The organism is Bacillus sp. AK128 (assembly GCF_053903075.1).
The window spans coordinates 1,350,527-1,377,194 of record NZ_CP096379.1 but is presented as its reverse complement, the minus strand read 5'-3'; the positions used below and the strand labels follow the sequence as shown (position 1 = coordinate 1,377,194).

Genomic DNA, 26,668 nt, shown 5'->3' with positions numbered 1-26,668 from the left:
CCTCTTCTTTTTTTGTTAATTTTTCCTAAATTCTATTAAAAACATAAAAATTCTGACGATATTAATAAAGGAAATTATTTCTTGAAGGAGCTGTCCACATATGAGTATGAACAACAACGAGAGTCAATTAAAGCAAATTTTAGTTGCAGATATCGAAAGAAAAAACAAACTTGTCTTAGTTGTTTCACTATTATCTGTACTTTTAGCTATTGTAGTAGAAATTGGATTAAAACAGCCATTAGTATTAATTCTTACAATCGGTATCGGCGGACTTATTTTTATATCTCTACTTTCATTTTTTATTTATAAGAAATATATGATCATGCAGCTTCCATACTTTACTATTATTGGGCTATCGATTGTTATTTATCTAATCATGATTAGTACAAAAAGTATAACGATGATTTTAATGCCCCTCTATTTGTTATCAACTATTGCTATTTACAACAGAAGAAAGACAACGATTGTTGGTATGATGGCAGCTCTTATTATAAGTATATTGTTTTTTATGAACGCCCAAGAAGCACTTCAGTTAGATTCTTCTAGAATACTAGCCTATTATCTAATATTTGGTTTAATTATTTTAACTTTATTTTTCCAGCTAAAGGTTTCTGAAAAAATGAAACAGGAAATGAATGATTTACAGTATCAGACACAGCTTTTAGCTGAAAAACAAAACACATATACTGAGCACTTAAGTGCCGGAACAAAAACCATTAGTGAGAATATCGGAAAGGTTAGATCACAAAGTGAGGAGCAACTATATTCCTTTCAAGAAATGGGAATCGCAGTGGGTGAAATCTCATCTGGGATGCAAACTCAAAGTGAATCAGCAAGCAGTATTTCTGAGTCAGTTGAGAATTTAAATCAAATGGTGACAAAATTAGTATCTAATGCACAATCTTTAACTAAGCAGGTTTCCGAAACAAACAGTGCCTCAGATGCTGGTACAAAAACAATTGAAGCCCTTCTTTCCAAGATTACGGAATTTCAAGATTCCATCCAGTCAATGTCTGTTACGATGGAAGAGCTTGCAGGTAAAATAACAGAAACCACTACTTTTTCAGATAGTATTCGTGATATCGCGTCACAAACTAATTTACTAGCATTAAATGCCTCTATTGAAGCAGCGCGTGCCGGTGATAGTGGCAAAGGATTTGCGGTTGTAGCTGAGGAGATCCGTAAGCTATCAGATGTGACAACAAATGCGGCAAATCGAATTTCTGAGAATCTTACAAAAGTTAACGAGAATACAAGTTTTTCACAGCAACAAATGACTAATAATGCTGTGAAGATGAACGAGAGTGTAGCATTAACACAAGAAACATTAAAGGTATTTGGTGACATTAACCGTGCCGTTCATCAGCTCAATACCACCGTTGAAGAATATGAAGGAGTTACTTCTTCTATCTCTCAATCCACCTCGACGATAGAGACATCCGTTTCTGAGTTTGCTGCCATTATTGAGGAAACAACTGCTTCTCTTGAGGAAATATCAGCTTCTATAGAAAATCATAGTGAATCAAATGCAGAACTTGTTTCCTTCATTCAAAATACAGATGATGCAACGACTAAACTTATGAATCTGCAAAAGGAAGAATAAACATGGGTCAGCCTATTATGGGTTGACTTTTCTTCTTTATTGCCCAAATTATAAAAGGGAAGCTATGATCCTAGCTTCCCTTTTCATTTATTGAATAGCAGCTGCTAATTTTAGATCAAGCAGTCTAAACAGTTCACGTAGTTGATCTCTCGGAACCTTTTCATAGATATCGCCTATACTAACTTCATAATAAGCCTCTTCTTTCGTAAACTCTCGAAGATTACCTGTTAAACCGATTCCTGTTTGATGATAAAGCTCCTTTAATATTTCTTCTACCTTCTCCTTTGGAGCTTCAAAGTGAACATGAAACATATTGGATACCGGTACAGTCGGCTTGGTTGAAATGCCTCTACAAGCATTAAATAGATGAGAAAGCTCTAATGCTTGTTCATAATAGGTCGCCATATTATTTACTCTTTTATCAAAGTAATAATCCGCACTAATGATATACGGATAAAGACTAATTAAATCACCACCATAGCGTCTTTTCCAAACTTTCGATTCATTAATAAAATCATTGCTTCCTACTAGAATTGCTCCTGCTATTCCACCAATACCTTTGTAAAACGACATATACACACTATCGAATAGACTACTAACTTCTGCAGCCGTCTTTTTATAATATGGTAACACCTCTAGTAATCTTGCTCCGTCTAAATGAAGGCTAATTCCTTCTTTCCGACAATGGGCAGAGATTTTCTCCAGTGTTTCGTAGGAAGGTAACTGTCCACCAATTTCTCGTTGTGGAAGCTCAATTAGGATTGAAGAAACCTTTTCCTCCATATCTTGAATATCTTCAAGCTCAATGACTCGATCACGTTCAGCCAGAAGGATTGTTTCAATCTGGTGAAGCTGTTTGAGCCCATCTTCTTCATGGATTTCTAGATGACTTAAAGGATGGTAGGCAACCTTCATGATACCTTCGCGATCACACCAAATCCTTAAAGCAATTTGCTGGGCCATAGTACCACTTGGGAAAAACACCGCAGATTCCTTGCCTAAAAAAGCAGCCATTTTCTCCTGAAAGGCTTCAATAACCTCCCCCTCTCCGTATAAGTCACTTTCTATCCCACCCTCCACGTTTTGAAAGGCTTGTTTAAGCACCTCAACATTTCTCAGTCCATGTCCTGAAATTTGGTAGGTAGTTTGTTTATATGCGTCCATTAAAGTTCCTTTTGTCATCTCAAATTAACTCCTCTCAACTAAATTATTTTGAAGTACACTTGACCCTTTGTTATGTATAACGAATAATTATTCCGTTGGTACAACCAAAATCTTTAAAATACTTATTTGACTAGGTATTAGTCTTAAAAGTAGTTAAAACCAAGTTTTTTGTTTAAAATACTGATTAAGGGGGTGGACCTGCATGATTCAATTTGTAGAACTTAAAGTAGTTAAATCAACAAGCCTGGGTGGAGATTCAAAGGAAATCGTTGTCCATGGCTTAACGGAAACAGATACGTTTGAATTTATCCTTTTCAAGGATTCTGTTGCGGCCGACTGGTTGCTAGATGAATTAGCTTACATATATTATCGTAATGATGAAAAAAATGCTTTTCAGATTTTTATTCAGCCTACACAGTTTAAAGAATATCAAGAGTTGATTGCAAATCATCCTGTTGTAAAAGGTCATCAGTAAAGAAGTTTAATGAATGTTTAAATAAAAGCAGACCTATTTAATATGCAGGTCTGCTTTTTCGCTTAATTTATTCACCTAGGTCAACGTTGTGATAAACTTGTTGTACATCCTCTAAATCCTCTAATGAATCAATTAGTTTTTCAAACTTCGCTTGTCCGTCTTCAGGAAGGCTTACATCATTTTGTGCGAGCATGGTTAATTCAGCCACTGAGAATTCTGTAATTCCTGCCTGTTTAAAGGCCTCCTGGACAGCATGAAATTGTTCTGGTTCTGCATAGACAATAACAGACTCATCTTCCTCAATGATGTCACGAACATCGACATCCGCCTCCATCAGAAGCTCAAGTACCTCTTCTGCTGTTTTCCCTTCTAATCCAATAACAGCCGTAGCATCAAACATATATGAAACTGATCCACTGACACCCATATTCCCACCGTTTTTATTGAATGCGGCACGAACCTCTGCAGCTGTACGGTTTACATTATTTGTTAGGGCATCGACAATAACCATCGAACCATTAGGACCAAATCCTTCATAACGAAGCTCATCAAAGGTTTCATCGGAAGCACCCTTTGCTTTATCAATTGCTCGATCAATAATAGCCCTTGGCACATTATACGTTTTGGCACGTTCTAGCACGACCTTTAAGGCTTGATTCAGTTCGGGATCTGGTTCTCCCTGCTTTGCGGCCACATAAATTACACGCCCAAACTTAGCATAAATACGACTAGTGTTAGCATCTTTAGATGCCTTTTTTTCCTTAATATTATTCCACTTACGTCCCATTATGAACACTCACTTTCAATACATTAAATCTCTTATATGATCTTTTACATACTATAATAACCTAGTCTATTATACCTCATCTTTATTAATCTTTCGAGTTTATAAAAAAGCAAAACACAAAAAGAGCAAATAGATTGATGATCATACTACCGTGAATTCAGATTGGATACTCAAAACATCCAAACTAAATGTCGCGAAAGCAACAAAGTTTTAGAAAAGAGCCTTTATAAAAGATCTATACTAATTATACAAATATCATCTGTTTGAGAGTATGGTTTTAGTTGTTTTACTAATTCTTCTAATACCAATCGAGATGGATAATCTTCCAGAATTCCCTTTAAAAAGTCTACACCTTTACTTGGAGACAATTGAAGAGACTCAAATATACCATCTGTATATAAAATTAATTTGGATGACGGGCTATACTCATAAATTTCAGTTTGATAATGGTTTCTATCTATAAGTCCAAGTGGGATACTTTCACTTCTTAACTCTTTGATTAGCCCATTAGCATCTTTTAGTAATCCAGAAGGATGACCTGAATTTACAAACTGAACCGATCTTTTATTTGTATCAATAAAACAATAAATTCCAGTCATAAAATAGCTCATCTTATGAAAAAACTCATACATATGCTGGTTAAGCCTTCCCATAACAAGATGTGGTTCTTTCACATCAGTTAAAATCCCTGGCAATAATGATTGGATTGACATGGTAACTAGTGATGAAGGAATTCCATGTCCCATAATGTCTAAAATTAAAATTCCATAGGAGTGTTCATTTAGCCTCATCCAAAAATACATATCACCTGATAAAACTGTTGAAGGTGAATAGAAAGAGTCAATTTTAATTTGCTGATCTTTTAAAGGACTAGGAAAAATGCTTTGTTGAACTTGATGGGCAAGCAACAGTTCTTGCTTTTGGGTTAATTCGAGCTGCTTTCTTTTAGTAATATCTTGAAAAATTGCAATATACGCAACTTCATCATCCCAGTCAATCTCAGTAAAAGAAAACTCTAGATCCACCAATGTACCTTGCAAGGTTTGTATGGTTAACTCACCTTGTTTTTCTAGGAAAGGGGTTAAATCTTTAAGGCTTTCTAAAGGGACGCGTTCACCTTCTTCATTCATATATGAGTCGAAAAAATCATAGGCATTTCTTCCATGGAAATCGGAAAAGTGACTTCCTCCGAAAACGGTTACTGCCTCATCATTAATTAATACAATTTGTTGATTACAGCTAACTATAATGGGATAGGGTGCTGTAAGAACAAGATTCTTATATCTTTTTTTACTCTCCATTATTCTTTTCTGGGAAGTGATAATTTCTGTCATATCTTTTGCTACACCAATAACTCCTACTATTTCATCATTATTGACAATTGGCATTGCTGTAACTGACAACGGGATTACAACCGAATGACTCGTTAAAACTGATACTTCGAATGAGACACATTTCCCCTTCATAACATCTATAAATATATTGGATATCCTTTCATAATCATCCGGATGAATAATCATTAAAAACGATTGATTCATGATTTCTAATTCTGCATATTTTAGGGCATGTAATGCAACATCGTTTAACTCTATAAAATAACCGTTACGGTCAAGCATGTAGCATAAATCGGGATTATTAACAAATAGAGAACGGAAAGGACTCTCTAAAATTTGATTAATCTCTAAGTTGCTAGGCTTACTCATATAATCTGTCCTCCTCTAAAAAACCCCTCTCTTTATTATCGGTAAATAAGATTTAAAATGTAATATACATGGAGGACACCATTAATTTCCACTTTATAAATAAGAAGGATTTAAGCATTTTGGGGAATAGCTATTGTTAAGATTACTTGTTTTGTGGAGGTGTACATGAATGAATAAAAATATTGAGGTTTATCGTACCGGTCAAGGTGTTCCTGTAAACGGGGAGTACAGATGTCAATCTGGACAAAGCTTATCGTTAGGTGAAAGAGAATCATTTCCGGTCTGTCCAATCAGTGGTACTGACACCACCTGGACCCGGGAACATGTTGAAATAGATCAGAATAACAGCTATTAAGACATAAAAGTGGATTGGAAGGGAGCATGCACACATTGAGTATTAGTACATTTTTCCTTGGAAGAATCGAAGGCGAGCACGATATTCAGAGCCTAGAGCAAAGCTTATCACGTGTCCCTGGAATTGAAAGGGTTTTAATGGATACTACAGATAATGAAATTAAGATTGAATATGATGAAAAAACAATCGAACTAAGGAAAATTGCTGACATTATAAGTAAGCGAGGCTTTAGTATACAATAGAAGGAGGAATTATGTTGTATAAGAAGAATGAAGAACCCACAATAGCTGAAGGTATTGACACAGAAGATGAGTTAAATGAAGATGCAACAAGAGCCGAAGTAAATAATGGGGATTATACAGAAGTAACGACATTATCCTTAGATGAGAACGATCCAAGTTAACGGTCCATTTGGTTTCCACTCACCAAAAAAGTCCCCTAGGGGACTTTTTTGTATGTTTATACAGATACTCCTGTTATTTAAAGCCCCCTTTAAAGAGGTTTCATTGATGCCGCCACCTGGATATGAGTAGAATTGTGATTATGATTAGTAACGTACCTATCCATTGAACCCAACCAAAAGTGACATGTAACCATATAATAGAGACAATCGCTGCAGACAATGGCTCTGCACAAGCCAATGTACTGGTCTCAGAAGGGCTTATGTAGTTCATACTCTCTAAGTAGCAATAAAAAGGAATGATCGTTCCAAAAATGATTATAAACACAATCGCTAGTATAGAGGAAATCCCCCATGTCCCCTGGATATCCCATGGCTGATAAATAAAACTAAATCCAACTCCTCCGACGAGCATTCCCCATCCCACTATAAGCATAGTCCCCCATCTTTTTATTAATCCTGCTGGATGGAGTGTATAAAAGGCTAATGCTACGGCTGAGGTGAGTCCCCAAAATAAACCTTCCTTCGAAAGACTTAGTGAATCAATGGTACCATTGGTAACGAGTAAAAATGTACCTAACAAAGCAAGTATAATCACAATTAACTCTTTATATGTAGGAGTTCTTCTTGCCTTTAAGACTAGATAAAATAGAATCACAACAGGACCTAAATATTGTAAAATCGTTGCGGTCGCAGCATTGCTTGCTTCGATTGCTGCAAAATAGGTGTATTGAACACCAAGCATACCTAATAATCCAAACAATAAAAGCTGAAGACGGTCGTGCTTATTAGCCCAAACCTTCCATATCTTTTGTTTATGTTTAGGATAAGAAATCATTAGCATTAGGATTCCTGCCATAAGAAGTCTAATCACAACTAACCAACCTGCATTAAAGCCTTTCATTTGAAACATATATTGTGCAACAGTCCCTGAGACTCCCCACAAAATAGCAGCAATTAGCACAAGCGCGACTCCCATTAATTTCTGAGTTGGTTGGGGTTGAACTGCAATCGAAGGCTGCATCCTTTTCACGTCCTCTATTTAGTTTCTAATCCTAATTTATCAGAAAAAAATAAAAAGTCACTATATTTATTTTAAAAGAGCTTGGAAGCTAGTTTTGGTATGTATTAACTGTTTTTATCTTACTAGTAGAGAACATACTATCTTTGGAATTGCGATTCCAATTTATATTTCAGGAGGAATTATTTTGGTCAACCAAGATTTTGAACGATTTAAGAAGGAACAACAAGCTCATAAAGCAACCTACATTGGTAGTGATCATCAACATCAACAGACATCCAACGATGCAAACTATAATAACAATGAGGAAACTGATAAATCACCAGGTTTAACAGGTAGAAATGCTTAAGATTGAATATAAAAACTCCTTACTTCATAAACGAAGTAAGGAGTTTACAATAATTATCCTATTAAGTTAAGCCCAAGAAGCCCCAACAATAATTAATAAGATAAATAGAACTACAATTAACGTAAATGAACTACCAGTTCCATAACCAGTCGTTGCTACTGGTGCTGTATATCCGTAACCACCGCAACCGAATCCTGTTCCAAACATTATAGTTCCTCCTTTATTTTTAATTATTTACATTAGTATCCAATATAAGCTGATCCCACAATGATCAGTAAAATGAATAACACGACGATTAACGCGAATCCTGAACCATATCCTGTTACTTCACCCATAACTACACCTCCCTGATCATTTGTTAACACTATATGTAGGGACACTTCGTCTCGGAAGGGCAGGTGCCTATATATATGTTTATTTAGAAAATCAGCCTCAAAAATTCAGTAATATAAAAAAAGAACCACTTGTTTTAGTGGCTCTTTATTACACTTATACGACCTCATTTATATTAGAGTCAGCAGTATCTGGATCAAGCGAGTTAGCGGAGCTCATCCAGTTATTTGTCGCAACCCAAAATCCAGTATTAAATCCACCTGAGCCAGCAACTGTTTTACTTGTGCTAGTTGGTGATACATTTAAAGCTGCTCCTGCAATAATCCCCTCATTACTATTAAATATAACAGGGCCTAAGATTACACATGGCATACAGAACACCCCTTTGTTTTTTCTTCCTTTAGTTTATGTACAATGGATTTGATTGGAACTACTTTTATACCATAAAGATCTAGGTAAAACATAGAACATTCATTTCTAATTCGATAGCTCTGTTAAAGTTGTTGATTTCCGTTTCTTTGTTTACTAATTCCGAAAAAAATGTTGAGTGGTTAGCCTATCTTGTACCAATTCTGTACGTCTGTCCTGCTCAGCATGCCATTTCATGAATAAAATATAGAAAAAGTAATCAAGGAGGGGAAATGATTGGAAGATCTTGAACTGAAAGTAAAGGAATTAGAATTAAAATTAGATGAGTTAGAGAGTTCACAGGATAATTTTCAAGAATCTTTTAATGATCCTTTAGATAAAAATGATGTTCATGCTTTATTCGATGAACTTATAGCGGAGAAAAGACTGATCACTCAATCTGAGCTCGAAGAAAAGCTTAGTAAAAACCATCTCGCAATGATTAAATGGGTTGTGGGGACTGGAATTAGTTCTGTGGCAATCCTATCTGGATTACTAAAATTCATACTGTGAGAATGAAAGACGATTTTATGGAGAAGTTGCTCTCAGAAAAATTTGAGACAATCTTCTCCATAAATACTTCTCTTGGACCTGCAATTAAATTTTTAGAATGCATACATTGCAAGGTAAAACGAGGAGGTATAAATATGAACATAGAACAGCGAATAGATATTGGCAAGTATAAAATGAACGTCCGTTTTTTTAATGAGGCTAACTCGTCTGAGGTAGTTGTGTTAGTTCATGGGATTCCTACAAATTCACATTTATGGGATTATGTAATTCCTATACTCAAGAAAAAATATGCTGTTTTAGCGGTGGAGCTTATAGGTTATGGTAAATCAGATCGGGGACCTTATAATGATTTGACATTACCAAAACAAGCAGAATATATACGATCAGCTTTAGACAGGCTTAATATTCCTAATGCTCATTTTGTTGGTCATGATCTTGGTGGCGGTATCGTCCAAATCCTCGCTGTTACACACCCAGAACGGGTAAAGAGTTTAGTTGTGATTGATGGTGTATGTTTTGCCAATTGGCCACTACCTAAAGTTGTTTCGATCAGGTACCCGGTATCTGAAGAATTTGTTCCCTCACCACTTTTTATTGAACGGATGCTACGTGAAGGAGTCTATTATCCAACAAATTTAACACCTTCCTTACTTAGTATGTTTACATTACCATTTAGTACCCCAACAGGACCAGCCGAACTCCAACAAGCCTCTTTCGCGTTAAATCACCATCAAACCGAAGACCTTGTTCCCTATTTGCCAAGCATCAAGTGCCCATCTACGTTTTTATGGGGTCAGCATGATCGCTATTTAGTACCTTATTGGGGATTAATGCTCCATAAAGCAGTTCCTCACTCTGTATTTAAACTTATACCTAATGCGAGCCACTATTCAATGATTGATCAACCAAGTATAGTAGCTTCCGAACTAATTGAGCACTTAGATCGATCAAGTTAAATAGGTTTAGCCCACCTAAAATTTTTAAGTGGGCTTTTTCAACGGATTGCTCCTTGTTCTTGAGCAATCGCCTCAAATGATTTTTGGCTGGACGTAATGAATATCTTCGTTCCGATTGGAATCCAGTCAAATAGTTCATTCACATGCTGATTATGCATTCTAATACAACCTTGCGATACAGCCTTACCGATTGACGAAGGATTGTTTGTGCCGTGAACTCCATAGGTTCTTCCCTCTGTATCTAGCGCATTAAAACCAATCCAACGACTCCCAAGTGGATTATCTGGTCTTCCACCCATAATATTTTTTTTACGGTAATACGGATCTTTTGCTTTAACCGTTATGGAAAACGTTCCTTCCGGAGTATAGTCATCGTATATACCTGTTCCGACCGGGTATACCTGCTGTATCACACCTTGATTTATAAAGGCTAACTCATTTGTGCTTTTATTAACTATGATATACGGGTCACCATGAAGAGGATTAGGGCCTAAAGGCCAAATGGGTGAAACCGTTAGAATAATAGCTACTAGTATTTGAATCATCTCAAACACCACCCTTTATGGATAGTGTTAAACAAGGAGATGATTCTCATTCATTTGGACGGAAATAGCTCTTAATAATTAAATATTGTTCCATTTCTTTTAGTAGCTGTAAAAGTGAAGCTCTTCCTTCGAACTCTTCTCTTGTCTTGGGAAGTTCAGATTTCCTAAACTCAGCCTTAAGCTCTTCAAGTCTAATTAAAAATCGTTTCGCTGTATTTCCCGGATGAATCGATTTACCGATGTCTTCCATAAAATCCGCAATCATTTCTCCCTCATCGCCAAAATGATTTAATGATAAGACGAGTGGTAAGATTCTTTCTAGTATTTCAAGCTGCTGCCCACGAATCTTAAAATAGGAATAATAGACATTTTCATTTCTTAGAAAATGATTTTGCACATCCCGAAAGGCCAAGCTTTTTGCCTGTTCAAGAATGCGATGTGCCTCAGTTATCTCCTTTCCACCCCAATCTGAATCCTTTAAACGAACATAATTTACAATCTCCTTAAAAATCCCAGCAAAGCACTCTTCAATATCTACCTGAAATTGCTTTAACTGTTGATCAACACTTGGCATATAGAGATTCATAAGGAGTGCCACTCCGATTCCAATTATAATTAGGGCAAATTCATTCAATATGATGGTTTGTGAATATGTACCTTCGCTATAAAGATGAAATACAATGACACTGCTTGTTACAATCCCTTCCTGAATTCGAAAGTAAACGGTAACCGGTATAAAAAAGAGCAATAGAAACCCAATAACCCAAGGTTCATAACCTAGTATTTGAAAAAAGAAAATTGAAAAAATCATAGCAATTGTACATGCAAGAAATCGTGACCATGAGCTTTGTAGAGATTTCTTCTTCGTTGCTTGAATACAAAGGATGGTTATGATGCCTGCTGATAAATAATGTTCAAGTCCAAGGAGTTGAGAAATCCATACTGCAACAGTCACTCCTAATGCTGTTTTAATTGTCCGATAACCTATTTTGAATTTCATCTATAGCTCCCCTATGTAAAATAAAAAAGCTTATGAACGACAAAACTTTACTCATCCTAAGCTTTAGCTTCTTTATTAAGAGTGGTTTTCAGGTTCTAATTTAGTATAGTATAAAATTAATGATTTCTTATACGAAAAAAAGTGGTAATCACTGATTACCACTCATTATAGCTGATGTTTTTATACTTCCTCACAATATTGATCAAAAGCCTGTTGAAGCTTTTGAATGACTTGCATAGGGTCATGACCTTCAATTTCATGGCGCTCAACCATCATCTGAATCTTTCCATCTTTTAATAAGGCAAAAGAAGGAGAGGAAGGTGGATAACCTTCGAAATAAGAGCGTGCCTGAGCTGTTGCTTCTTTATCTTGGCCTGCAAATACAGTCACTAATTGATCTGGCCGCTTATCATAATGAATAGCATGAGTTGCAGCTGGGCGAGCAATTCCGCCTGCGCAACCACAAACTGAATTAACCATAACTAGTGTAGTTCCAGTTTGCTTGAGTGCTCCATCTACTTCTTCAGGAGATGTAAGTTCTGTATAACCCGCTTGAACCATATCCTCTCTAGCCTGTTTTACTACATCATTTATAAAAAAATTAAAATTCATCGACATCGTTGTTCCTCCTTACTCTTTATGTATTAATATTATCAAGCTAGACCAACATATACAAATAACTAGTTTTCTATTTTTCTGTCTTGTTTACTTGATCAAATAACTGAGTGACCCCGAGACTTGCTGAGAGCTGACCTGAAATAACATCTTTCTCTAACTGTGGGAGATGCTCCTTAACTACTTGATTAGAAAAAAAGCTTGTTTCGAGCTGATTGATGATTAATGTATAAAACCAATCCTTCATTTGTGACATTCGTCTTTCTTCGAATATCCCTTGTGCCTTTGTTATTCCTTCATACTCTTTTATCGTCTGCCAAATGTCTGGGATTCCTTTTTCATAAAGAGCGGAGCAGGTTAAGGCCTTTGACGTCCAGCCTTTTGTTGCAGGTCTTAAATAGTGGAGAATTCTAGTGAATTCTTCTTTTGCTTGTTTTGCCTTTTGCTCATTATCACCATCTGCCTTATTGATCACCAGTAGGTCAATGAGCTCCATGACTCCCTTTTTCATCCCCTGAAGCTCATCTCCAGCACCAGTTAACGCTAGTAACAGAAAGAAGTCAACCATACTTCTAACCGTAACTTCACTTTGGCCAACACCAACCGTTTCAACAATAATGATATCATATCCAGCTGCTTCACAGACGAGTATCGTTTCACGCGTTTTTCTAGCTACGCCACCTAAAGTTCCTGCTGCGGGGGATGGTCTAACATAAGCCCTCGGATCCTTTGATAAACGGTCCATTCTTGTTTTATCACCAAGAATACTTCCCCCTGTCACACTACTAGATGGATCAACGGCCAAGACCGCGACACGGTGACCTAGGTCACATAAAAATGTCCCGAACGCTTCAATAAAAGTACTTTTCCCAGCTCCCGGCACCCCAGTGATTCCAATTCGAATCGATTTCCCGGTATATGGAAGTAGCTGGTTAATCAAATTTTGCCCTTTTTCAAAATGTCTACTCGCATTGCTCTCTATTAGTGTAATCGCTTGGGCTAAAACTGCTCTGTTATTTTGACGAACACCTTGAACAAGTTCTTCTACTTTTTTTTCCTTTTTTCTTCGGTGATTAGCTTGCGTGTCACTCATTCATACCCACCACATTTTCATAACCAAGGCGCTGACAAACCTCTTTTAGAACCTTCTCAGCTGCAACCGGAATAACCGTCCCTGGACCGAACACGGCGGAAGCACCCTGACTTAATAAGAACTCATAATCCTTATAAGGGATCACCCCTCCAACAATAACCACGATATCATCACGATCATGTTTTCGCAGTTCTTCCATTAGCTGTGGCAACAAGGTTTTATGTCCTGCAGCGAGAGAACTCATTCCGATTACATGAACATCATTTTCAACTGCTTGTAGTGCAGTCTCTTCAGGTGTTTGAAAAAGTGGTCCAATATCCACGTCAAAGCCTAAATCCGCAAAAGCAGTTGCGATGACTTTTGCTCCCCTGTCATGGCCATCTTGACCCATCTTAGCAATCAAAATACGAGGACGTCTTCCCTCTACTTCAGTAAATTGATCAGTTGAGTTTTTCACCTTATCGATTTCCTCCTCATTGGAGTACTCCGAGCTATAAATTCCACTAATCGAACGGATAACTGCTTTATGACGTTTAGCCACTTTTTCAATGGCATCTGAGATTTCTCCAAGCGTTGCTCTTGCCCGAGCAGCCTCAATAGAAAGCTCTAACAGATTCCCTTCTCCTGATTCAGTTGCATTTGTAATTGCTTCTAATGCGACTTTAACTTTTTCTTCATCTCGGTTTTCTTTGAGACTCTTAAGTCTTGCAAGCTGTTTTTCTCGAACAACCGTATTATCAATATCTAATGTCTCTATTTCTTCCTCTTGATCTAAGCGATACTTATTTACACCAATGATTGCTTCCTTACCAGAATCAATATGAGCCTGTTTTCTTGCTGCAGCCTCTTCAATTTTCATCTTTGGTAAGCCTGTTTCTATGGCTTTTGCCATTCCACCAAGCTCTTCAATTTCTTGGATATGCTCCCATGCTCTCTCTACTAACGAGGCTGTTAATGATTCAACATAATAGGAGCCTCCCCACGGATCAATAACATTCGTGATACCCGATTCATCCTGTAAATATAATTGTGTATTACGAGCAATCCGAGCAGAAAAATCAGTTGGAAGTGCAATTGCTTCGTCTAAAGCATTCGTATGCAAGGATTGAGTGTGACCGAGAGCAGCAGCTAAAGCTTCCATACATGTCCTTGTTACATTATTAAAAGGATCTTGTTCCGTCAGACTCCACCCTGATGTTTGAGAGTGAGTTCTGAGTGCTAATGATTTTTCATTCTTAGGGTCAAATGGTTTAATCAATTTTGCCCATAATAATCTAGCAGCTCGCATTTTTGCTACTTCCATAAAGTAGTTCATCCCGATTGCCCAAAAGAAAGAGAGTCTTGGTGCAAATGAATCGATATCAATACCAGCCTTTAAACCCGTTCTTACATACTCAAGTCCATCAGCAAGTGTATAGGCCAACTCCAGATCAGCCGGAGCACCAGCTTCTTGAAGATGGTAACCTGATATACTGATTGAATTGAATTTCGGCATATTTTTAGACGTGTATTCAAAGATATCAGCAATAATTCTCATTGATGTCTCAGGTGGGTAAATATATGTGTTACGAACCATATATTCCTTTAAAATGTCATTTTGTATCGTACCTGATAGCTTTTCCTTTGATACACCTTGTTCTTCGGCTGTGACAATATAAAATGCCATAATCGGTAATACTGCACCGTTCATAGTCATTGAAACGGACATCTCATCAAGTGGAATTCCATCAAACAAAATTTTCATATCGACGATTGAATCAATCGCTACCCCCGCTTTACCGACGTCACCAACGACTCGAGGGTGGTCAGAATCATAGCCTCTATGAGTAGCTAGATCAAATGCGACAGAAAGTCCTTTCTGACCAGCAGCAAGGTTTCTTCTATAGAAGGCATTGCTCTCCTCGGCTGTCGAAAATCCGGCATACTGCCTAACCGTCCATGGACGGGTCACATACATGGTAGGATAAGGACCTCTTGTAAAAGGCGCAATACCTGGCATAAAATTTAAAAAAGGTAAGTTTTCGATGTCCTCTTTTTGATAACTATTTTTTATGGAGATTTTCTCATTGGTTTCATAGGTTTTACTTTGAGCTACAGGTTGCTGATCAAAAGTTAACTGTTCAAACGGAATGGAAGCGAAATTAGGCTTTTTCATGATTAACCTCCAATACATTTTGCAGGCTTGATAAAAATTCATAACAGTTTGTTTTGATATGAATACAATCTGTTAAGCCCACTTCTCTATATTCAGCAAGCTCTTGATTTTCAAGACGTCCTGCAATAAATAATGAAACATCTGGATTTTCTTTTTTAATTAACGCAACAACCTCTTTACCTAAGTTTTGATACGTTGCATCATCCCCACATAACACTATTACTTTTTCTTTTATTTGAGGAAGTTCTTCTGTTAGCTCCTCAATTGTTTTTAGACTTCTTGTTTCATTAATCATAAAGCCACCGACCTCAAAAAATCCTCTTATAAAATCAGTTCGTGGTTTATGCTGAATCAACTCACCTATGTTAACAAGTCTAATCTCAAGCTTGTCACCCGTTTTATTTTGGTAGCTTGCTGTATATTCACGTAGTTTTTCAAACTTCATTGACCATCGAATAGAGGAAATTACTACAATTTCCTCTTCCTTTTTTTGATTCTCTTGTTGGATATTTAGTTCACTAAAGGATACACCTTTAGTCAGTTCACTTTTTAAGAGTGTTATAAATTTCTGGTCTTCAATATACAATTCGATTTTATTATTTTTCTTCTCTTTTAATGAACCTGTTTCAAATTGGTCAACCTTAGGTTGAGGCGGTTCCTTTTCCATTCCATTGGCGTACATGTTGATTCCTACAATTCGTTCTTGTCGATTGTCTATTTTATTAAATCGGCGATTCCTTACCTTGGTTATTTCTTCTTGTACGGATCCCCTTACGAGTGCCTCGACCATGCCACCTGACTGTTCAATTTGCTGAATAATTCCCCAAGCCTTCTCAGCTACTTGCTTTGTCAAGCTCTCGACATACCATGAACCTCTCGCAGGGTCTATAACTCTACCAAGATGAGATTCCTCTAATAAAATCGATTGAACATTTCTAGCAATTCTCTCTGAAAAATTAGTTGTATCTTGAAAAGCATGGTCAAATGGGGCTGTATGCAAGCTGTCTGCTCCCCCGACAACAGAAGCAAATGATTCAACAGTGGCTCTAAGCATATTGACATAAGGGTCATATTTCGTTTTCGTTGTATCAGACGTTTTTGCATGAATCCACATTTGCTGTGATTCAGTTGTACCACCAAATTCATGAATGATAGAAGCCCATAAATATCTAGCTGCTCTTAGTTTTGAAATTTCCATAAACAGGTTAGATCCAACTGAGAAGGAGAACGAAATTTTAGGAGCAATCTCATCTATTTTTAATCCTCGATTCATGCATTGCCTTATATATTCAATACCTACCAAAAGAGTATAAGCTAATTCCTGGACCGCATTTGCTCCTCCATTATGGTAAGGCTGACTATTCACTACAATCGTTTTCAACTCGGGATATATCATACTTTCCTTTACCATAATCGCCATTTCTTCATAATAAAACGACAATGGGGTTGGTAGTGTTCCCCTACTTACCCATTCAGCAATGGGATCACTCCCAATAACACCCTTTAACTGCTTATTTTGTTTCTCACTAAATAAAAGCAATCCGGTTAAAAAGAAGCTTTGTTTCAAATTTGTATCAATAAAAAAAGTTTGGTCTTGGTTAGGCATTTCCTTTATTAATGCAAGTAAATCCTCACTATGTACAATTTCTACACCTTTATCGGAGCCTTCACTTTTCACCTTAAAATGAATGGATGATTGACCATTCTTAGAAGCACGACGAATAGCAGCAATTAAATCCTGAACAGAAGAAGCATGTAATTCTTGATTAATTAACCAGCTGTTTTCACTCGTTCTCTTTAGATGAAGATCCTGCTCCTGCTGTAAATCTTCATCATCACTTGTATAGATCGGCTTTAACAACACACCTTCGTGTGTAGATGAAAATAACCGTTCCATTGATTTGCCTTTCAATGATGAAATGGTGACTTGTTCCCACTCTTCGTACGTAGGCGTTAAAAACTCATCTAATTGTAGAATCCATTCAGTCGATCGTTTTTCCCCCATGTTTATTCCTCCTCTATACAGGAAACGCTTACACTTTTCTTTTAATTCCAACTTCTTACAGTTAATATAAATACTCTATTCTTATATAATTTTATTATAAATCCTATTTTCTGTACAATAGTCTGGTTGTCCTCATTAATAAAGCAGTCCTGATTCAGGACTGCTTTTACAAATGTACTCTTTATATTTAGCTTTTAGTTTTTTCAAATGCTTTTGTTGCATTTTTGCTTTTTTAACAAAAGACACTTTAAAACTTTGGCCGTTTATTTCCGTTTCGGGCACTTGCTTTCCGCGGGGAGGGATGTGAGCCTCCTCGGCTTCGCCTGTGGGGTCTCACACTTCCCTCTATCTCCCGCAGGAGTCAAGCGCCCTCCACTCCAATAAACTCTAATTTCTAACTAATAGACATCATTAAAAGACAAAATCTTAAAAGATTTTTGATTTCTTTCTAAATGAAGTTATACAAATTAAAGTCATAAAACCAGCTTTATAAACCTTGTAAAAACTAGTAAATGGTTGTTGTTTCTTTTGAAGTATTCTCTAGAATTTCTTTTACTCTGGCTAGGAATCGTCCACAAACTAATCCATCGAGTACTCTATGATCAAGTGACATACAGAGGTTAACCATATCTCGAATGGCAATCATATTACCTTCCATTACAACTGGACGTTTTACGATAGATTCCACTTGAAGAATGGCTGCCTGTGGATAATTGATAATGCCCATGGATTGTACAGAGCCGAATGAACCCGTATTATTTACCGTGAACGTACCACCCTGCATTTCTTCTGACTTTAATTTTCCTGTACGAACTTTTTGAGCCAGTTCTGTTATTTCCCGTGCAATTCCTTTAATGGTGAGTTCATCAGCATTTCGAATGACTGGAACATACAATGCGTCATCAGTAGCAACGGCTATGGAAATGTTAATCGCCTTTTTCTGGATAATCTTGTCCCCTGCCCACATCGAATTGATTTGCGGGAATTCCTTTAACGCTTGTGCAACTGCTTTTACAAAGAAGGCAAAGAAAGTAAGGTTAAACCCTTCATTTTTCTTAAATTCATTCTTTACTGAATTACGATAATTAACTAGGTTCGTAACATCGACTTCAACCATTGTCCAAGCATGAGGTGCCTCGTGCTTACTACGTAGCATATTAGCCGCAATTGCCTTACGTACACCGGTTACTGGAATTTCAAGATCACCATGTTGTGTTGTAACTGGTGGTGGTGCAGGTGTACTTGTAGTTGTACTTGTACTTGTACTTGTAGTTGGCTTGCTCACCTCTTGTTGAGGTGCTGTTTCAACTTTCGATGGAGCTGTTGGAATATGTCCCGATTCTATCACTCGTTGAATATCTTTACGGGTAATTCGACCGCCACCACCAGTTCCTGAAACCAGTTCAAGATCAATATTATGTTCCCCAGCAAGCTTTAGTACAGCTGGAGAATATCGTCTTTTATTTGGTTGATCCTCACTGCTAGCCCCCTGTGAATCTGAGGCAGTAGATCCCCCTGTTTGTACCTCTGTATTAGGTACTTCCTTAGAAGCTTCTGGATTTGCTCCACCTTCAACCTCAACTAAGCAAATCACTTCACCGACAGCTAAGGTTTCATCCTCTTTTGCAATTAGCTCCTTAATTACTCCTGTGAAGGATGACGGGACTTCAGCATTTACCTTATCCGTCATTACTTCTGCTATTGGGTCATATTTATTTACCTTATCTCCAGGTGAAACGAGCCATTTACTAATGGTTCCTTCGGTCACACTTTCACCAAGCTGTGGCATGGTAATTTTTTCAATTGCCAAGATGTGTCAACCTCCTTCTCTCAAATAAATCCGGTCAGCCTTAAAATTCAGCTAGCTCTCGAATGGCTTTTTCAACCTTGTCAGGATTAATCATAAAGAATTTTTCCATTGTTGGAGCATACGGCATCGCTGGTACATCAGGGCCAGCTAATCTTTTAACAGGTGCATCCAGATCAAATAAGCAGTTTTCAGCAATAATTGCTGAAACTTCACTCATGACGCTTCCCTCTTTCGTATCCTCTGTAATAAGGAGGACCTTCCCGGTTTTCGATGCTGCCTCAATAATTGCATCCTTATCTAGTGGATATACCGTACGTAAATCAAGAACATGAACAGAGATTCCATCGCTTGCGAGCTTTTCTGCAGCTTGAAGAGCAAAATGCACACATAGACCGTAGGCAATGACAGTCACGTCTTCACCTTCGCGCTTTACATCAGCCTTTCCAATCGGTAATACATAGTCATCAGTAGGTACTTCACCCTTGATTAGTCGGTAAGCACGCTTATGCTCGAAGAATAAAACAGGATCTTCATCTCGTATTGCCGCCTTTAGTAATCCTTTAACATCATAAGGCGTTGAAGGCATTACTATTTTTAAACCTGGTTGATTCGCAAAAATGGCCTCAACAGATTGTGAGTGATAAAGCGCACCGTGAATACCTCCACCATATGGTGCACGTACAACTAGCGGACATGACCAATCATTATTAGAACGGTATCGAATCTTGGCAGCTTCCGAAATAATTTGGTTGATAGCAGGCATGATAAAATCTGCAAACTGCATTTCGGCAATTGGTCGCATTCCATACATGGCAGCACCTATCGCTACACCAGCAATAGCTGATTCCGCAAGTGGGGTATCAATTACACGTTCCTCCCCAAACTGGTCATATAAACCGTGTGTCGCCTTAAATACGCCACCTTTTCTACCTACATCTTCACCAAGTACAAACACCTTGGAATCTCTTTCCATTTCTTCTCTTATTGCCAATGTTACTGCATCAATATAAGAAATTACCGGCATCTGTTTTCCCCCTCACTTACTCAGCATAGACATGCGTTAATGCTTCACTCGGATCCGCATATGGAGCATTTTCCGCATAATCAGTTGCGTCATCTACTTCTTGTTTCACGCGCTCTTTAATTGTTTCTAGTCGTTCATCAGTTAGAATTCCTGCTTCTTTCAGGTAGACTTCAAAGGCAAAAAGACCGTCCTTCTGTTTAGCCTCTTCTACTTCTTCTCTTGAACGATAGGTACGGTCATCATCGTCACTGGAATGAGCGGTTAGACGATATGAAATAGTTTCAACTAATGTTGGTCCTTCCCCACGTCTTCCACGATCTGCAGCTTCCTTCACCGCTTCATAAACAGCCAAGATGTCGTTGCCGTCTACTGTGATTCCTGGCATTCCATATCCGATTGCTCGATCAGAAATTTTCTCACATGCAACTTGTTTCTCATAAGGGACAGATATCGCATACTTATTGTTTTCACACATAAAAATAACGGGTAATTTATGCACAGATGCATAATTAGCTCCCTCATGAAAATCTCCCTGATTGGACGATCCTTCACCAAACGTAACAAACGTAACAAGGTCTTTCCCTTCTAATCGACCTCCAAGAGCGACACCAACAGCATGTGGAACCTGGGTTGTTACAGGAGAAGAACCTGTTACGATCCGATTTTTCTTTTGACCAAAATGTCCTGGCATTTGTCTTCCACCAGAGTTTGGATCCTCAGCTTTTGCAAAGCCTGAAAGCATTAGTTCACGAGCTGTCATGCCAAAGGTTAGGACTACGCCCATATCTCGGTAATAGGGAAGAACATAATCCTTCTCACGATCTAAAGCAAAAGCAGCACCAACCTGAGCAGCTTCTTGTCCTTGACAAGAAATAACAAACGGAATTTTCCCTGCACGGTTTAACAGCCACATTCTTTCGTCAAGTCGACGAGCTAATAGCATGGTCTCATACATTTGTAGTACATGATCATCACTTAAACCTAATGCTTGATGACGATTTTCTGCCATATTAGTACCCCCTATATTAAAATGTTAAGGCTGTTTTAATAGAGTATTTTGTTACTATTTTATTTTGTTAGGCGCTTTCTCTATGTAAGAGAGAAACGCTTATAAATCAATAAATCAGCCTTATGTAAGAGAGACATTCAACTCACTAGGAGTGAATAGCCTTTCCTTGTACTGCTAAAGCTGCTTCACCAATGGCTTCAGAAAGTGTTGGATGTGGATGAATAGTCTTTCCAATTTCCCAAGGTGTAGCATCTAATACACGAGCTAGACCTGCTTCGGATATCATGTCGGTAACATGTGGACCAATCATATGGACACCTAATAGATCATCAGTTTCTTCGTCGACAACAAGCTTAACAAATCCATCAGATTCTCCGTATACTAGTGCTTTTCCAATTGCTTTAAATGAGAATTTCCCTGTTTTCACTTTAAAGCCTTTTTCCTTTGCTTCTGCCTCAGTATAGCCAACACTTGCAGCTTCTGGATTACTATAGATACATTTTGAAACTAATGATGGATCAATTGGTTCGACCTTTTCTCCCGCGATATGTTCAACAGCCGTAATTCCCTCATGGGAAGCGACATGCGCAAGCTGTAGACCACCAATTACATCCCCAATTGCATATATGTGAGTTTCCTTGGTTTGGTATGAATCATTAACTTGTATAAAGCCTTTATCAATCTGTATTTCTGTGTTCTCAATCCCTATTCCTTCTACATTGGCTTGACGACCAACAGAGACAAGTAACTGGTCAGCATGGAACGATTTTTGTTCACCCTTATGCTCTGCTTGAATGGTAACACCTTGACCTTTTGTTACTGTTTCAGGCAATACCTTGGCACCTGTAACGATTTTGACACCCTTTTTCTTCATGAGTCGTTGCATTTCTTTAGAAATCTCAAGATCTTCTGTTGGGATAATCCGGTCTGCATATTCCAGCACAGTCACTTCTACACCAAAGTCCGCCATCATGGAAGCCCACTCAATTCCGATAACTCCACCACCAACAATAATAATCGAGTTAGGTAGCTTTTCTAATTCCAACACTTCATCCGATGACAAAATATATTCACCATCTATATCTAGTCCAGGTAGGGTTCTTGGTCTAGAGCCTGTTGCAATCACTACATTCTTAGGAATAAGCATTTGATTCTCTTCCCCATTGTTCATTTGCACGGATATTGTACCTGGCATTGGTGAAAAGATAGAAGGTCCTAAAATTCTCCCGAGCCCTTCATATACGTCAATCTTACCTTGCTTCATGAGATGCTGTATTCCTTTGTGAAGCTGGTCAATAATTTTAGACTTTCTTTCCTGCACTTTAACGAAATCAAGGGCAACTTCTTTTGCAAGAACCCCAAATTCTTCACCCTTTTTCATCGTTGCAAATACTTCTGCACTCCTTAGCAATGCTTTACTCGGAATACAACCTTTATGAAGACATGTACCACCCAGTTTACCCTTTTCAACAATAGCTACCTTAAGACCAAGCTGGGAAGCGCGAATCCCTGCTACATAGCCCCCGGTTCCACCACCTAGGATTACCACATCATATTCTGTTGCCATTCATACTCCACTCCTTTCTACTTTAACTTTTTACATTCATTGCTTCGTCTATTTTTGTACCTGGATATATTTTTGCCTGTTCAGTTCCTTGTAAGACTCTTAGGGCTCCTTCAGCTAACGCCTGTAATTCATTTTCTCCAGGCTGTACGATTACATCAGCAATCCAATTTACTCGGTCAGTGATACTCTTAACGAATTCTTTACCGTAAGCTAAACCACCCGTCAATATAATACGATCAACCTTTCCAAATAAAACTGCAGCGGCAGAACCAATTTCCTTTGCTACTTGATAAGCCATTGCATCATAAACAATCTTAGCTTGTTCATTTCCAGCTTCTATTAGCTTCTCTACCTTTACAGCATCACTTGTACCTAAATATCCTACAAGTCCACCATTCCCAACTAGCTTTTTCATGACTTCTTCACGATAATACTCGCCAGAAAAACAAAGCGATACCAAATCTCCAGCCGGAACAGTTCCAGCTCGTTCTGGACTAAATGGACCATCACCATGTAGACCGTTATTTACATCAATAACTTTTCCATTTTTATGAGCGCCAACCGTTATCCCACCGCCCATATGTGTCACAATCAAATTTAACTCTTCATAAGGTTTTCCAAGTTCTCTTGCTACTCTACGTGCGACCGCCTTTTGATTTAGTGCATGAAATATACTTTTTCTTTCAATTTCGGGTACTCCAGAAATTCTAGCGATCTCATCAAGCTCATCGACTACTACTGGATCAACAATATAAGAAGGGATATTTAATCCTGAAGCAATTTCATATGCGATAATTCCTCCAAGATTAGATGCGTGTTGACCTGAATAACCTTTTCTTAAATCCACTAGCATCTGGTCATTTACATCATACGTACCACCTTGAATCGGACGAAGCAATCCTCCTCTTCCGCAAACCGCATTAAGCTTTGATGTATTTATTCCCTCATGATCAAGTGCTTCTAAAATGGTTTGTTTTCTAAATTCATATTGATCAATGATAGAAGGAAAAGTAGAAATGTATGCCGCATCGTGACGGATTGTCTTTTCAAAAACTGAAACTTCGTTTGAAAAAACTCCAATTTTCGTGGAAGTTGAACCTGGATTCAACACTAAAATTCGGTAGTCTCTTTCTTGCAAAATCTAAACCTCCATTAGAGGTCAGTAAGGTATGAACTGGAAACTTCATACCTATACTTCTCTCTTATTTATTACTAATGAACCAATTAACGGCCAAGTCGGCGACTTAAAATATGACGACCATTTTGGAGAAATTGACTTCTAGAGTTCTTCATTGCATTTATTCTTTCTTCCGCTAGACGGTCAGCGGCTGCATAGGTCGGAATCCCATCTCGTTTTGATATATCAATGACTCTTTCAATATTTGCATAAATCGTTTCAACTTTTTTCATTGCTCTTTCACGATTGTAGCCATATAATTCATCTGCCACATTAATGACACCACCAGCATTGATTACGTAATCAGGTGCATATACAATCCCCATCTCATGGAGGATGTCACCGTGTTTCACTTCTTTTAGCTGATTATTAGCTGCCCCTGCTACAACCTTAGCCTTTAATTGAGGAATGGTTTCATCATTGATTGTAGCTCCAAGTGCACATGGAGCATAGATATCACACTCAACTGAATAGATTTCATTAGGGTCTACTGCTCTTGCACCAAACGCCTCAACCGCTCTTGCAACAGCCTCTTTGTTTATATCTGTTACAATTAGCTGCGCTCCCTCTTCATGAAGGTACTTACAAAGGGTATATGCTACATTACCAACACCTTGAACCGCTACCACTTTTCCTTCAAGGGAATCAGAACCGAAAGCTTCCTTTGCGGCTGCCTTCATACCACGGAATACTCCGTAGGCTGTTACAGGAGAAGGATTTCCTGATGAACCAAATGCAGGAGAGATACCAGTCACGTAGTCAGTCTCCTCATGAATAAGATCCATATCAGCAACAGTTGTACCTACATCCTCAGCCGTTATGTAGCGACCATTTAAACCCTGTATATAGCGTCCAAATGCTCTAAACAATGCTTCATTCTTGTCTTTGCGTGGGTCACCGATAATGACGGTTTTCCCACCTCCAAGGTTTAATCCAGCAGCTGCATTTTTGTAAGTCATACCTTTTGCAAGTCGAAGAGCATCTTCAATAGCAGCTTCTTCAGAAGAATACGTCCACATTCTTGTACCACCAAGAGCAGGTCCTAAGGTTGTGTCATGAATACAAATAATCGCTTTTAATCCGGATTCCTTATCCTGACATAAAACTAGTTGCTCATAATCGTAAGTTTCCATATATTTAAACATTTCCATTTGTAAAATCCTCCCCAGTGTTAACTGTATATTGTTTATTATTTAGGCTGTGTTAAACTTCGTTGTTGATTTTCGTTACAGGACACTCGCTTTCCGCGGGGCGTGCGGTGAGCCTCCTCATTGAAAAGCGGAAGTGCCTTGGGTAGCCCCGACCGGCAAATGTTCCTACATCAAGAAAAGGGTGCTTTTTCCCTTTACTTGATGTAGGGTTATTTGACCCAGAGGGGCTGGGCACTGCAGCTAGCCTCGGCATGCGCCTGCGGGGTCTCACTTGTCACGCTGCTCCCGCAGGAGTCTCGCGTCCTTCCACTACAATCAACTCTGCTAGAAAATTAGCATTGTACATTAACAAAGCCATTTTTTATTAATTATTAACGATGTGTGGTAGAACAAACGGCTAAGGCAAGTGAATATAATTTACTCTCAGCAGAATCTGCTCTTGAGGTTAGCACGATTGGAGCTTTAGCTCCAGCAATTACTGCACCAACCTTAGCCTTAGCGAAGTAAATAAGCGATTTATATAATACATTTCCTACTTCGATTGTAGGAACAAGTAAAATATCAGCATGACCTGCTACATCACTTGAAATACCTTTATGTTTCGCAGCATCAAGTGAAACTGCATTATCTAACGCCAATGGGCCATCCACAATACAACCTTTAATTTGTCCCCTTGCTTGCATTTGCGAAAGGATAGCACCATCAAGAGTTGCTTGCATATTAGGATTGACAACCTCAACAGCAGCTAAAGGGGCCACCTTGGGTTCACTAATTCCAATAGCTTTAGCTATCATTACAGCATTTTGAACAATTTGAACTTTTTCTTGAAGATCCGGCGCAATATTTATTCCTGCATCTGTAACGATTGTAAACTTATCAAACCCCGGTACCTCAAATACAGCGACATGGGATAAAACATTACCAGTTCTCAAACCAAAATCTTTGTTTAATATGGCTTTTAGAATGATGGAGGTAGAAAGGTTCCCCTTCATTAGAACATCTGCATCTAGTGAGCTTACTGCTTTCACAGCAAGTTCTGCTGCTCTTTCTTTTGTATTAGCCTGAAAAATCTTTATTGATTCGTGACGTTCTAGTCCTTTATGTGCTAGGAGAGATTTGATCTCCTGCTCGTTTCCATACAATTGGAAAGAAGCTAAGTTCCTTGAAATAGCAATGGCTATTGCTTCTATTACTTCTTCATCTTCAGCAGCAGCAACAGCTACAACCTTTCCTTCATATTGAGCTGCTTGTTCTACGATTGTCTCTAGCTTCATTGGATACTCTTCTCCTTTTCCATTCAGCTCTGTTCTCAAATTTTAATCTTTTAACTAATCTTTTTTATTAGCTATTTTATTAATAAGCAAGAATCATGCCAATTATTATATCCTTTTATACAATGTATTTCCTGTTCTACAACCTTGCAACACATTGCAAACTACGCAATATTTTG

28 protein-coding genes are annotated in these 26,668 nt (G+C 38.1%); 8 read left to right on the top strand and 20 right to left on the bottom strand.

Features of this window, described 5'->3' with window-relative positions; translation table 11 throughout:
- The first annotated feature begins 100 nt into the window (after positions 1-100).
- Positions 101-1,603, top strand: coding sequence for a methyl-accepting chemotaxis protein (locus tag M1D60_RS06615; RefSeq protein ID WP_456278377.1), 1,503 nt, complete (start codon positions 101-103; stop codon positions 1,601-1,603).
- Between the two features lie 87 nt (positions 1,604-1,690).
- On the opposite strand, the gene M1D60_RS06610 is transcribed toward M1D60_RS06615, so the two are convergent.
- Positions 1,691-2,785: a threonine aldolase family protein gene (locus M1D60_RS06610; protein ID WP_456278376.1), complete on the bottom strand. Its 1,095-nt coding sequence runs from the start codon at positions 2,783-2,785 to the stop codon at positions 1,691-1,693.
- A gap of 184 nt (positions 2,786-2,969) precedes the next feature.
- Between M1D60_RS06610 and M1D60_RS06605 the strand changes: the two genes are divergently transcribed.
- Positions 2,970-3,242 carry a hypothetical protein gene (locus tag M1D60_RS06605; RefSeq protein ID WP_456278375.1) on the top strand — a complete coding sequence of 91 codons (273 nt, stop codon included), beginning with the start codon at positions 2,970-2,972 and terminating at the stop codon, positions 3,240-3,242.
- A gap of 67 nt (positions 3,243-3,309) precedes the next feature.
- On the opposite strand, the gene M1D60_RS06600 is transcribed toward M1D60_RS06605, so the two are convergent.
- Both M1D60_RS06600 and M1D60_RS06595 read right to left on the bottom strand, forming a co-directional pair.
- Positions 3,310-4,029: a YebC/PmpR family DNA-binding transcriptional regulator gene (locus M1D60_RS06600; protein WP_456278374.1), complete on the bottom strand. Its 720-nt coding sequence runs from the start codon at positions 4,027-4,029 to the stop codon at positions 3,310-3,312.
- 224 nt (positions 4,030-4,253) lie between these two features.
- A complete protein-coding gene (locus M1D60_RS06595) occupies positions 4,254-5,732 on the bottom strand; it encodes a SpoIIE family protein phosphatase (protein WP_456278373.1) in 1,479 nt (492 codons plus the stop codon).
- Between the two features lie 169 nt (positions 5,733-5,901).
- Between M1D60_RS06595 and M1D60_RS06590 the strand changes: the two genes are divergently transcribed.
- From M1D60_RS06590 to M1D60_RS06580, 3 genes are read left to right on the top strand one after another with little or no spacing between them, the layout of a single operon-like run.
- Positions 5,902-6,087, top strand: a complete 186-nt coding sequence (locus M1D60_RS06590; protein WP_456278372.1) for a hypothetical protein — start codon at positions 5,902-5,904, stop codon at positions 6,085-6,087.
- A 35-nt stretch (positions 6,088-6,122) separates the two neighbouring features.
- Positions 6,123-6,329 carry a heavy-metal-associated domain-containing protein gene (locus tag M1D60_RS06585; RefSeq protein WP_456278371.1) on the top strand — a complete coding sequence of 69 codons (207 nt, stop codon included), beginning with the start codon at positions 6,123-6,125 and terminating at the stop codon, positions 6,327-6,329.
- Between the two features lie 11 nt (positions 6,330-6,340).
- The gene (locus tag M1D60_RS06580; RefSeq protein WP_456278370.1) at positions 6,341-6,490 is read left to right on the top strand and encodes a hypothetical protein; all 150 of its coding nucleotides are present in this window, start codon (positions 6,341-6,343) and stop codon (positions 6,488-6,490) included.
- 100 nt (positions 6,491-6,590) lie between these two features.
- Here the strand turns inward: M1D60_RS06580 and M1D60_RS06575 are convergent, their stop codons facing one another.
- Positions 6,591-7,511 (bottom strand): EamA family transporter, encoded by a 921-nt coding sequence (locus M1D60_RS06575; protein ID WP_456278369.1) that lies wholly within the window; start codon positions 7,509-7,511, stop codon positions 6,591-6,593.
- A gap of 184 nt (positions 7,512-7,695) precedes the next feature.
- Between M1D60_RS06575 and M1D60_RS06570 the strand changes: the two genes are divergently transcribed.
- On the top strand, positions 7,696-7,857 hold the full coding sequence (locus tag M1D60_RS06570) for a hypothetical protein (protein WP_456278368.1): 162 nt from the start codon (positions 7,696-7,698) through the stop codon (positions 7,855-7,857).
- Positions 7,858-7,923: 66 nt separating this feature from the next.
- Here the strand turns inward: M1D60_RS06570 and M1D60_RS06565 are convergent, their stop codons facing one another.
- The 3 genes from M1D60_RS06565 to M1D60_RS06555 all read right to left on the bottom strand — a co-directional run bounded on the left by M1D60_RS06565 (position 7,924) and on the right by M1D60_RS06555 (position 8,562).
- Positions 7,924-8,064, bottom strand: a complete 141-nt coding sequence (locus M1D60_RS06565) for a YjcZ family sporulation protein (protein WP_456278367.1) — start codon at positions 8,062-8,064, stop codon at positions 7,924-7,926.
- A gap of 32 nt (positions 8,065-8,096) precedes the next feature.
- The gene (locus tag M1D60_RS06560) at positions 8,097-8,192 is read right to left on the bottom strand and encodes a YjcZ family sporulation protein (RefSeq protein ID WP_456278366.1); all 96 of its coding nucleotides are present in this window, start codon (positions 8,190-8,192) and stop codon (positions 8,097-8,099) included.
- Between the two features lie 154 nt (positions 8,193-8,346).
- Complete coding sequence (locus tag M1D60_RS06555; RefSeq protein ID WP_456278365.1) at positions 8,347-8,562, bottom strand: spore germination protein; 216 nt, start codon at positions 8,560-8,562, stop codon at positions 8,347-8,349.
- A gap of 273 nt (positions 8,563-8,835) precedes the next feature.
- Here M1D60_RS06555 and M1D60_RS06550 point away from each other — a divergent pair, with 273 nt between their 5' ends.
- Both M1D60_RS06550 and M1D60_RS06545 read left to right on the top strand, forming a co-directional pair.
- Complete coding sequence (locus M1D60_RS06550; RefSeq protein ID WP_456278364.1) at positions 8,836-9,111, top strand: hypothetical protein; 276 nt, start codon at positions 8,836-8,838, stop codon at positions 9,109-9,111.
- Between the two features lie 134 nt (positions 9,112-9,245).
- Entirely contained in the window at positions 9,246-10,067 is an 822-nt protein-coding gene (locus M1D60_RS06545) for an alpha/beta fold hydrolase (RefSeq protein ID WP_456278363.1), read from the top strand.
- A gap of 38 nt (positions 10,068-10,105) precedes the next feature.
- On the opposite strand, the gene M1D60_RS06540 is transcribed toward M1D60_RS06545, so the two are convergent.
- From M1D60_RS06540 to yqiS, 13 genes are all read right to left on the bottom strand, one after another.
- A complete protein-coding gene (locus M1D60_RS06540; RefSeq protein ID WP_456278362.1) occupies positions 10,106-10,612 on the bottom strand; it encodes a L,D-transpeptidase in 507 nt (168 codons plus the stop codon).
- A 46-nt stretch (positions 10,613-10,658) separates the two neighbouring features.
- A complete protein-coding gene (locus M1D60_RS06535) occupies positions 10,659-11,612 on the bottom strand; it encodes an aromatic acid exporter family protein (protein WP_456278361.1) in 954 nt (317 codons plus the stop codon).
- Between the two features lie 180 nt (positions 11,613-11,792).
- On the bottom strand, positions 11,793-12,230 hold the full coding sequence (locus M1D60_RS06530; RefSeq protein ID WP_456278360.1) for a BrxA/BrxB family bacilliredoxin: 438 nt from the start codon (positions 12,228-12,230) through the stop codon (positions 11,793-11,795).
- Positions 12,231-12,300: 70 nt separating this feature from the next.
- On the bottom strand, positions 12,301-13,320 hold the full coding sequence (meaB, locus tag M1D60_RS06525) for a methylmalonyl Co-A mutase-associated GTPase MeaB (RefSeq protein ID WP_456278359.1): 1,020 nt from the start codon (positions 13,318-13,320) through the stop codon (positions 12,301-12,303).
- On the bottom strand, positions 13,313-15,475 hold the full coding sequence (gene scpA, locus M1D60_RS06520; protein WP_456278358.1) for a methylmalonyl-CoA mutase: 2,163 nt from the start codon (positions 15,473-15,475) through the stop codon (positions 13,313-13,315). The genes meaB and scpA overlap by 8 nt, the downstream gene beginning before the upstream one ends.
- The gene (locus tag M1D60_RS06515; protein WP_456278357.1) at positions 15,462-17,480 is read right to left on the bottom strand and encodes a methylmalonyl-CoA mutase family protein; all 2,019 of its coding nucleotides are present in this window, start codon (positions 17,478-17,480) and stop codon (positions 15,462-15,464) included. Before M1D60_RS06515 ends, scpA begins: the two co-directional genes overlap by 14 nt.
- 505 nt (positions 17,481-17,985) lie before the next feature.
- Positions 17,986-19,290, bottom strand: a complete 1,305-nt coding sequence (locus M1D60_RS06510; protein WP_456278356.1) for a dihydrolipoamide acetyltransferase family protein — start codon at positions 19,288-19,290, stop codon at positions 17,986-17,988.
- Between the two features lie 40 nt (positions 19,291-19,330).
- Complete coding sequence (locus M1D60_RS06505; RefSeq protein WP_456278355.1) at positions 19,331-20,314, bottom strand: alpha-ketoacid dehydrogenase subunit beta; 984 nt, start codon at positions 20,312-20,314, stop codon at positions 19,331-19,333.
- Positions 20,315-20,330: 16 nt separating this feature from the next.
- Entirely contained in the window at positions 20,331-21,323 is a 993-nt protein-coding gene (locus tag M1D60_RS06500; RefSeq protein WP_456278354.1) for a thiamine pyrophosphate-dependent dehydrogenase E1 component subunit alpha, read from the bottom strand.
- A 145-nt stretch (positions 21,324-21,468) separates the two neighbouring features.
- A complete protein-coding gene (gene lpdA, locus M1D60_RS06495; RefSeq protein ID WP_456278353.1) occupies positions 21,469-22,890 on the bottom strand; it encodes a dihydrolipoyl dehydrogenase in 1,422 nt (473 codons plus the stop codon).
- 22 nt (positions 22,891-22,912) lie between these two features.
- Positions 22,913-24,028, bottom strand: a complete 1,116-nt coding sequence (gene buk / locus M1D60_RS06490) for a butyrate kinase (RefSeq protein ID WP_456278352.1) — start codon at positions 24,026-24,028, stop codon at positions 22,913-22,915.
- An 86-nt stretch (positions 24,029-24,114) separates the two neighbouring features.
- Complete coding sequence (gene bcd, locus M1D60_RS06485; protein WP_456278351.1) at positions 24,115-25,218, bottom strand: branched-chain amino acid dehydrogenase; 1,104 nt, start codon at positions 25,216-25,218, stop codon at positions 24,115-24,117.
- Between the two features lie 371 nt (positions 25,219-25,589).
- Positions 25,590-26,492: a phosphate butyryltransferase gene (yqiS, locus tag M1D60_RS06480; protein WP_456278350.1), complete on the bottom strand. Its 903-nt coding sequence runs from the start codon at positions 26,490-26,492 to the stop codon at positions 25,590-25,592.
- Between the last annotated feature and the right edge of the window lie 176 nt (positions 26,493-26,668).

Bases quoted from the DNA above. Each gene is read 5' to 3' on its own strand.
- M1D60_RS06560 (WP_456278366.1), bottom strand. From the start codon at position 8,192: ATGGGTGAAGTAACAGGATATGGTTCAGGATTCGCGTTAATCGTCGTG.
- lpdA (WP_456278353.1), bottom strand. From the start codon at position 22,890: ATGGCAACAGAATATGATGTGGTAATCCTAGGTGGTGGAACCGGGGGC.
- M1D60_RS06610 (WP_456278376.1), bottom strand. From the start codon at position 2,785: ATGACAAAAGGAACTTTAATGGACGCATATAAACAAACTACCTACCAA.
- meaB (WP_456278359.1), bottom strand. From the start codon at position 13,320: ATGAGTGACACGCAAGCTAATCACCGAAGAAAAAAGGAAAAAAAAGTA.
- scpA (WP_456278358.1), bottom strand. From the start codon at position 15,475: ATGAAAAAGCCTAATTTCGCTTCCATTCCGTTTGAACAGTTAACTTTT.
- M1D60_RS06565 (WP_456278367.1), bottom strand. From the start codon at position 8,064: ATGTTTGGAACAGGATTCGGTTGCGGTGGTTACGGATATACAGCACCA.
- M1D60_RS06575 (WP_456278369.1), bottom strand. From the start codon at position 7,511: ATGCAGCCTTCGATTGCAGTTCAACCCCAACCAACTCAGAAATTAATG.
- M1D60_RS06530 (WP_456278360.1), bottom strand. From the start codon at position 12,230: ATGTCGATGAATTTTAATTTTTTTATAAATGATGTAGTAAAACAGGCT.
- M1D60_RS06535 (WP_456278361.1), bottom strand. From the start codon at position 11,612: ATGAAATTCAAAATAGGTTATCGGACAATTAAAACAGCATTAGGAGTG.
- M1D60_RS06515 (WP_456278357.1), bottom strand. From the start codon at position 17,480: ATGGGGGAAAAACGATCGACTGAATGGATTCTACAATTAGATGAGTTT.
- M1D60_RS06615 (WP_456278377.1), top strand. From the start codon at position 101: ATGAGTATGAACAACAACGAGAGTCAATTAAAGCAAATTTTAGTTGCA.
- M1D60_RS06605 (WP_456278375.1), top strand. From the start codon at position 2,970: ATGATTCAATTTGTAGAACTTAAAGTAGTTAAATCAACAAGCCTGGGT.
- M1D60_RS06540 (WP_456278362.1), bottom strand. From the start codon at position 10,612: ATGATTCAAATACTAGTAGCTATTATTCTAACGGTTTCACCCATTTGG.
- M1D60_RS06600 (WP_456278374.1), bottom strand. From the start codon at position 4,029: ATGGGACGTAAGTGGAATAATATTAAGGAAAAAAAGGCATCTAAAGAT.
- bcd (WP_456278351.1), bottom strand. From the start codon at position 25,218: ATGGAAATGTTTAAATATATGGAAACTTACGATTATGAGCAACTAGTT.
- M1D60_RS06555 (WP_456278365.1), bottom strand. From the start codon at position 8,562: ATGCCATGTGTAATCTTAGGCCCTGTTATATTTAATAGTAATGAGGGG.
- M1D60_RS06500 (WP_456278354.1), bottom strand. From the start codon at position 21,323: ATGGCAGAAAATCGTCATCAAGCATTAGGTTTAAGTGATGATCATGTA.
- M1D60_RS06545 (WP_456278363.1), top strand. From the start codon at position 9,246: ATGAACATAGAACAGCGAATAGATATTGGCAAGTATAAAATGAACGTC.
- yqiS (WP_456278350.1), bottom strand. From the start codon at position 26,492: ATGAAGCTAGAGACAATCGTAGAACAAGCAGCTCAATATGAAGGAAAG.
- M1D60_RS06505 (WP_456278355.1), bottom strand. From the start codon at position 20,314: ATGCCGGTAATTTCTTATATTGATGCAGTAACATTGGCAATAAGAGAA.
- M1D60_RS06595 (WP_456278373.1), bottom strand. From the start codon at position 5,732: ATGAGTAAGCCTAGCAACTTAGAGATTAATCAAATTTTAGAGAGTCCT.
- M1D60_RS06590 (WP_456278372.1), top strand. From the start codon at position 5,902: ATGAATAAAAATATTGAGGTTTATCGTACCGGTCAAGGTGTTCCTGTA.
- M1D60_RS06580 (WP_456278370.1), top strand. From the start codon at position 6,341: ATGTTGTATAAGAAGAATGAAGAACCCACAATAGCTGAAGGTATTGAC.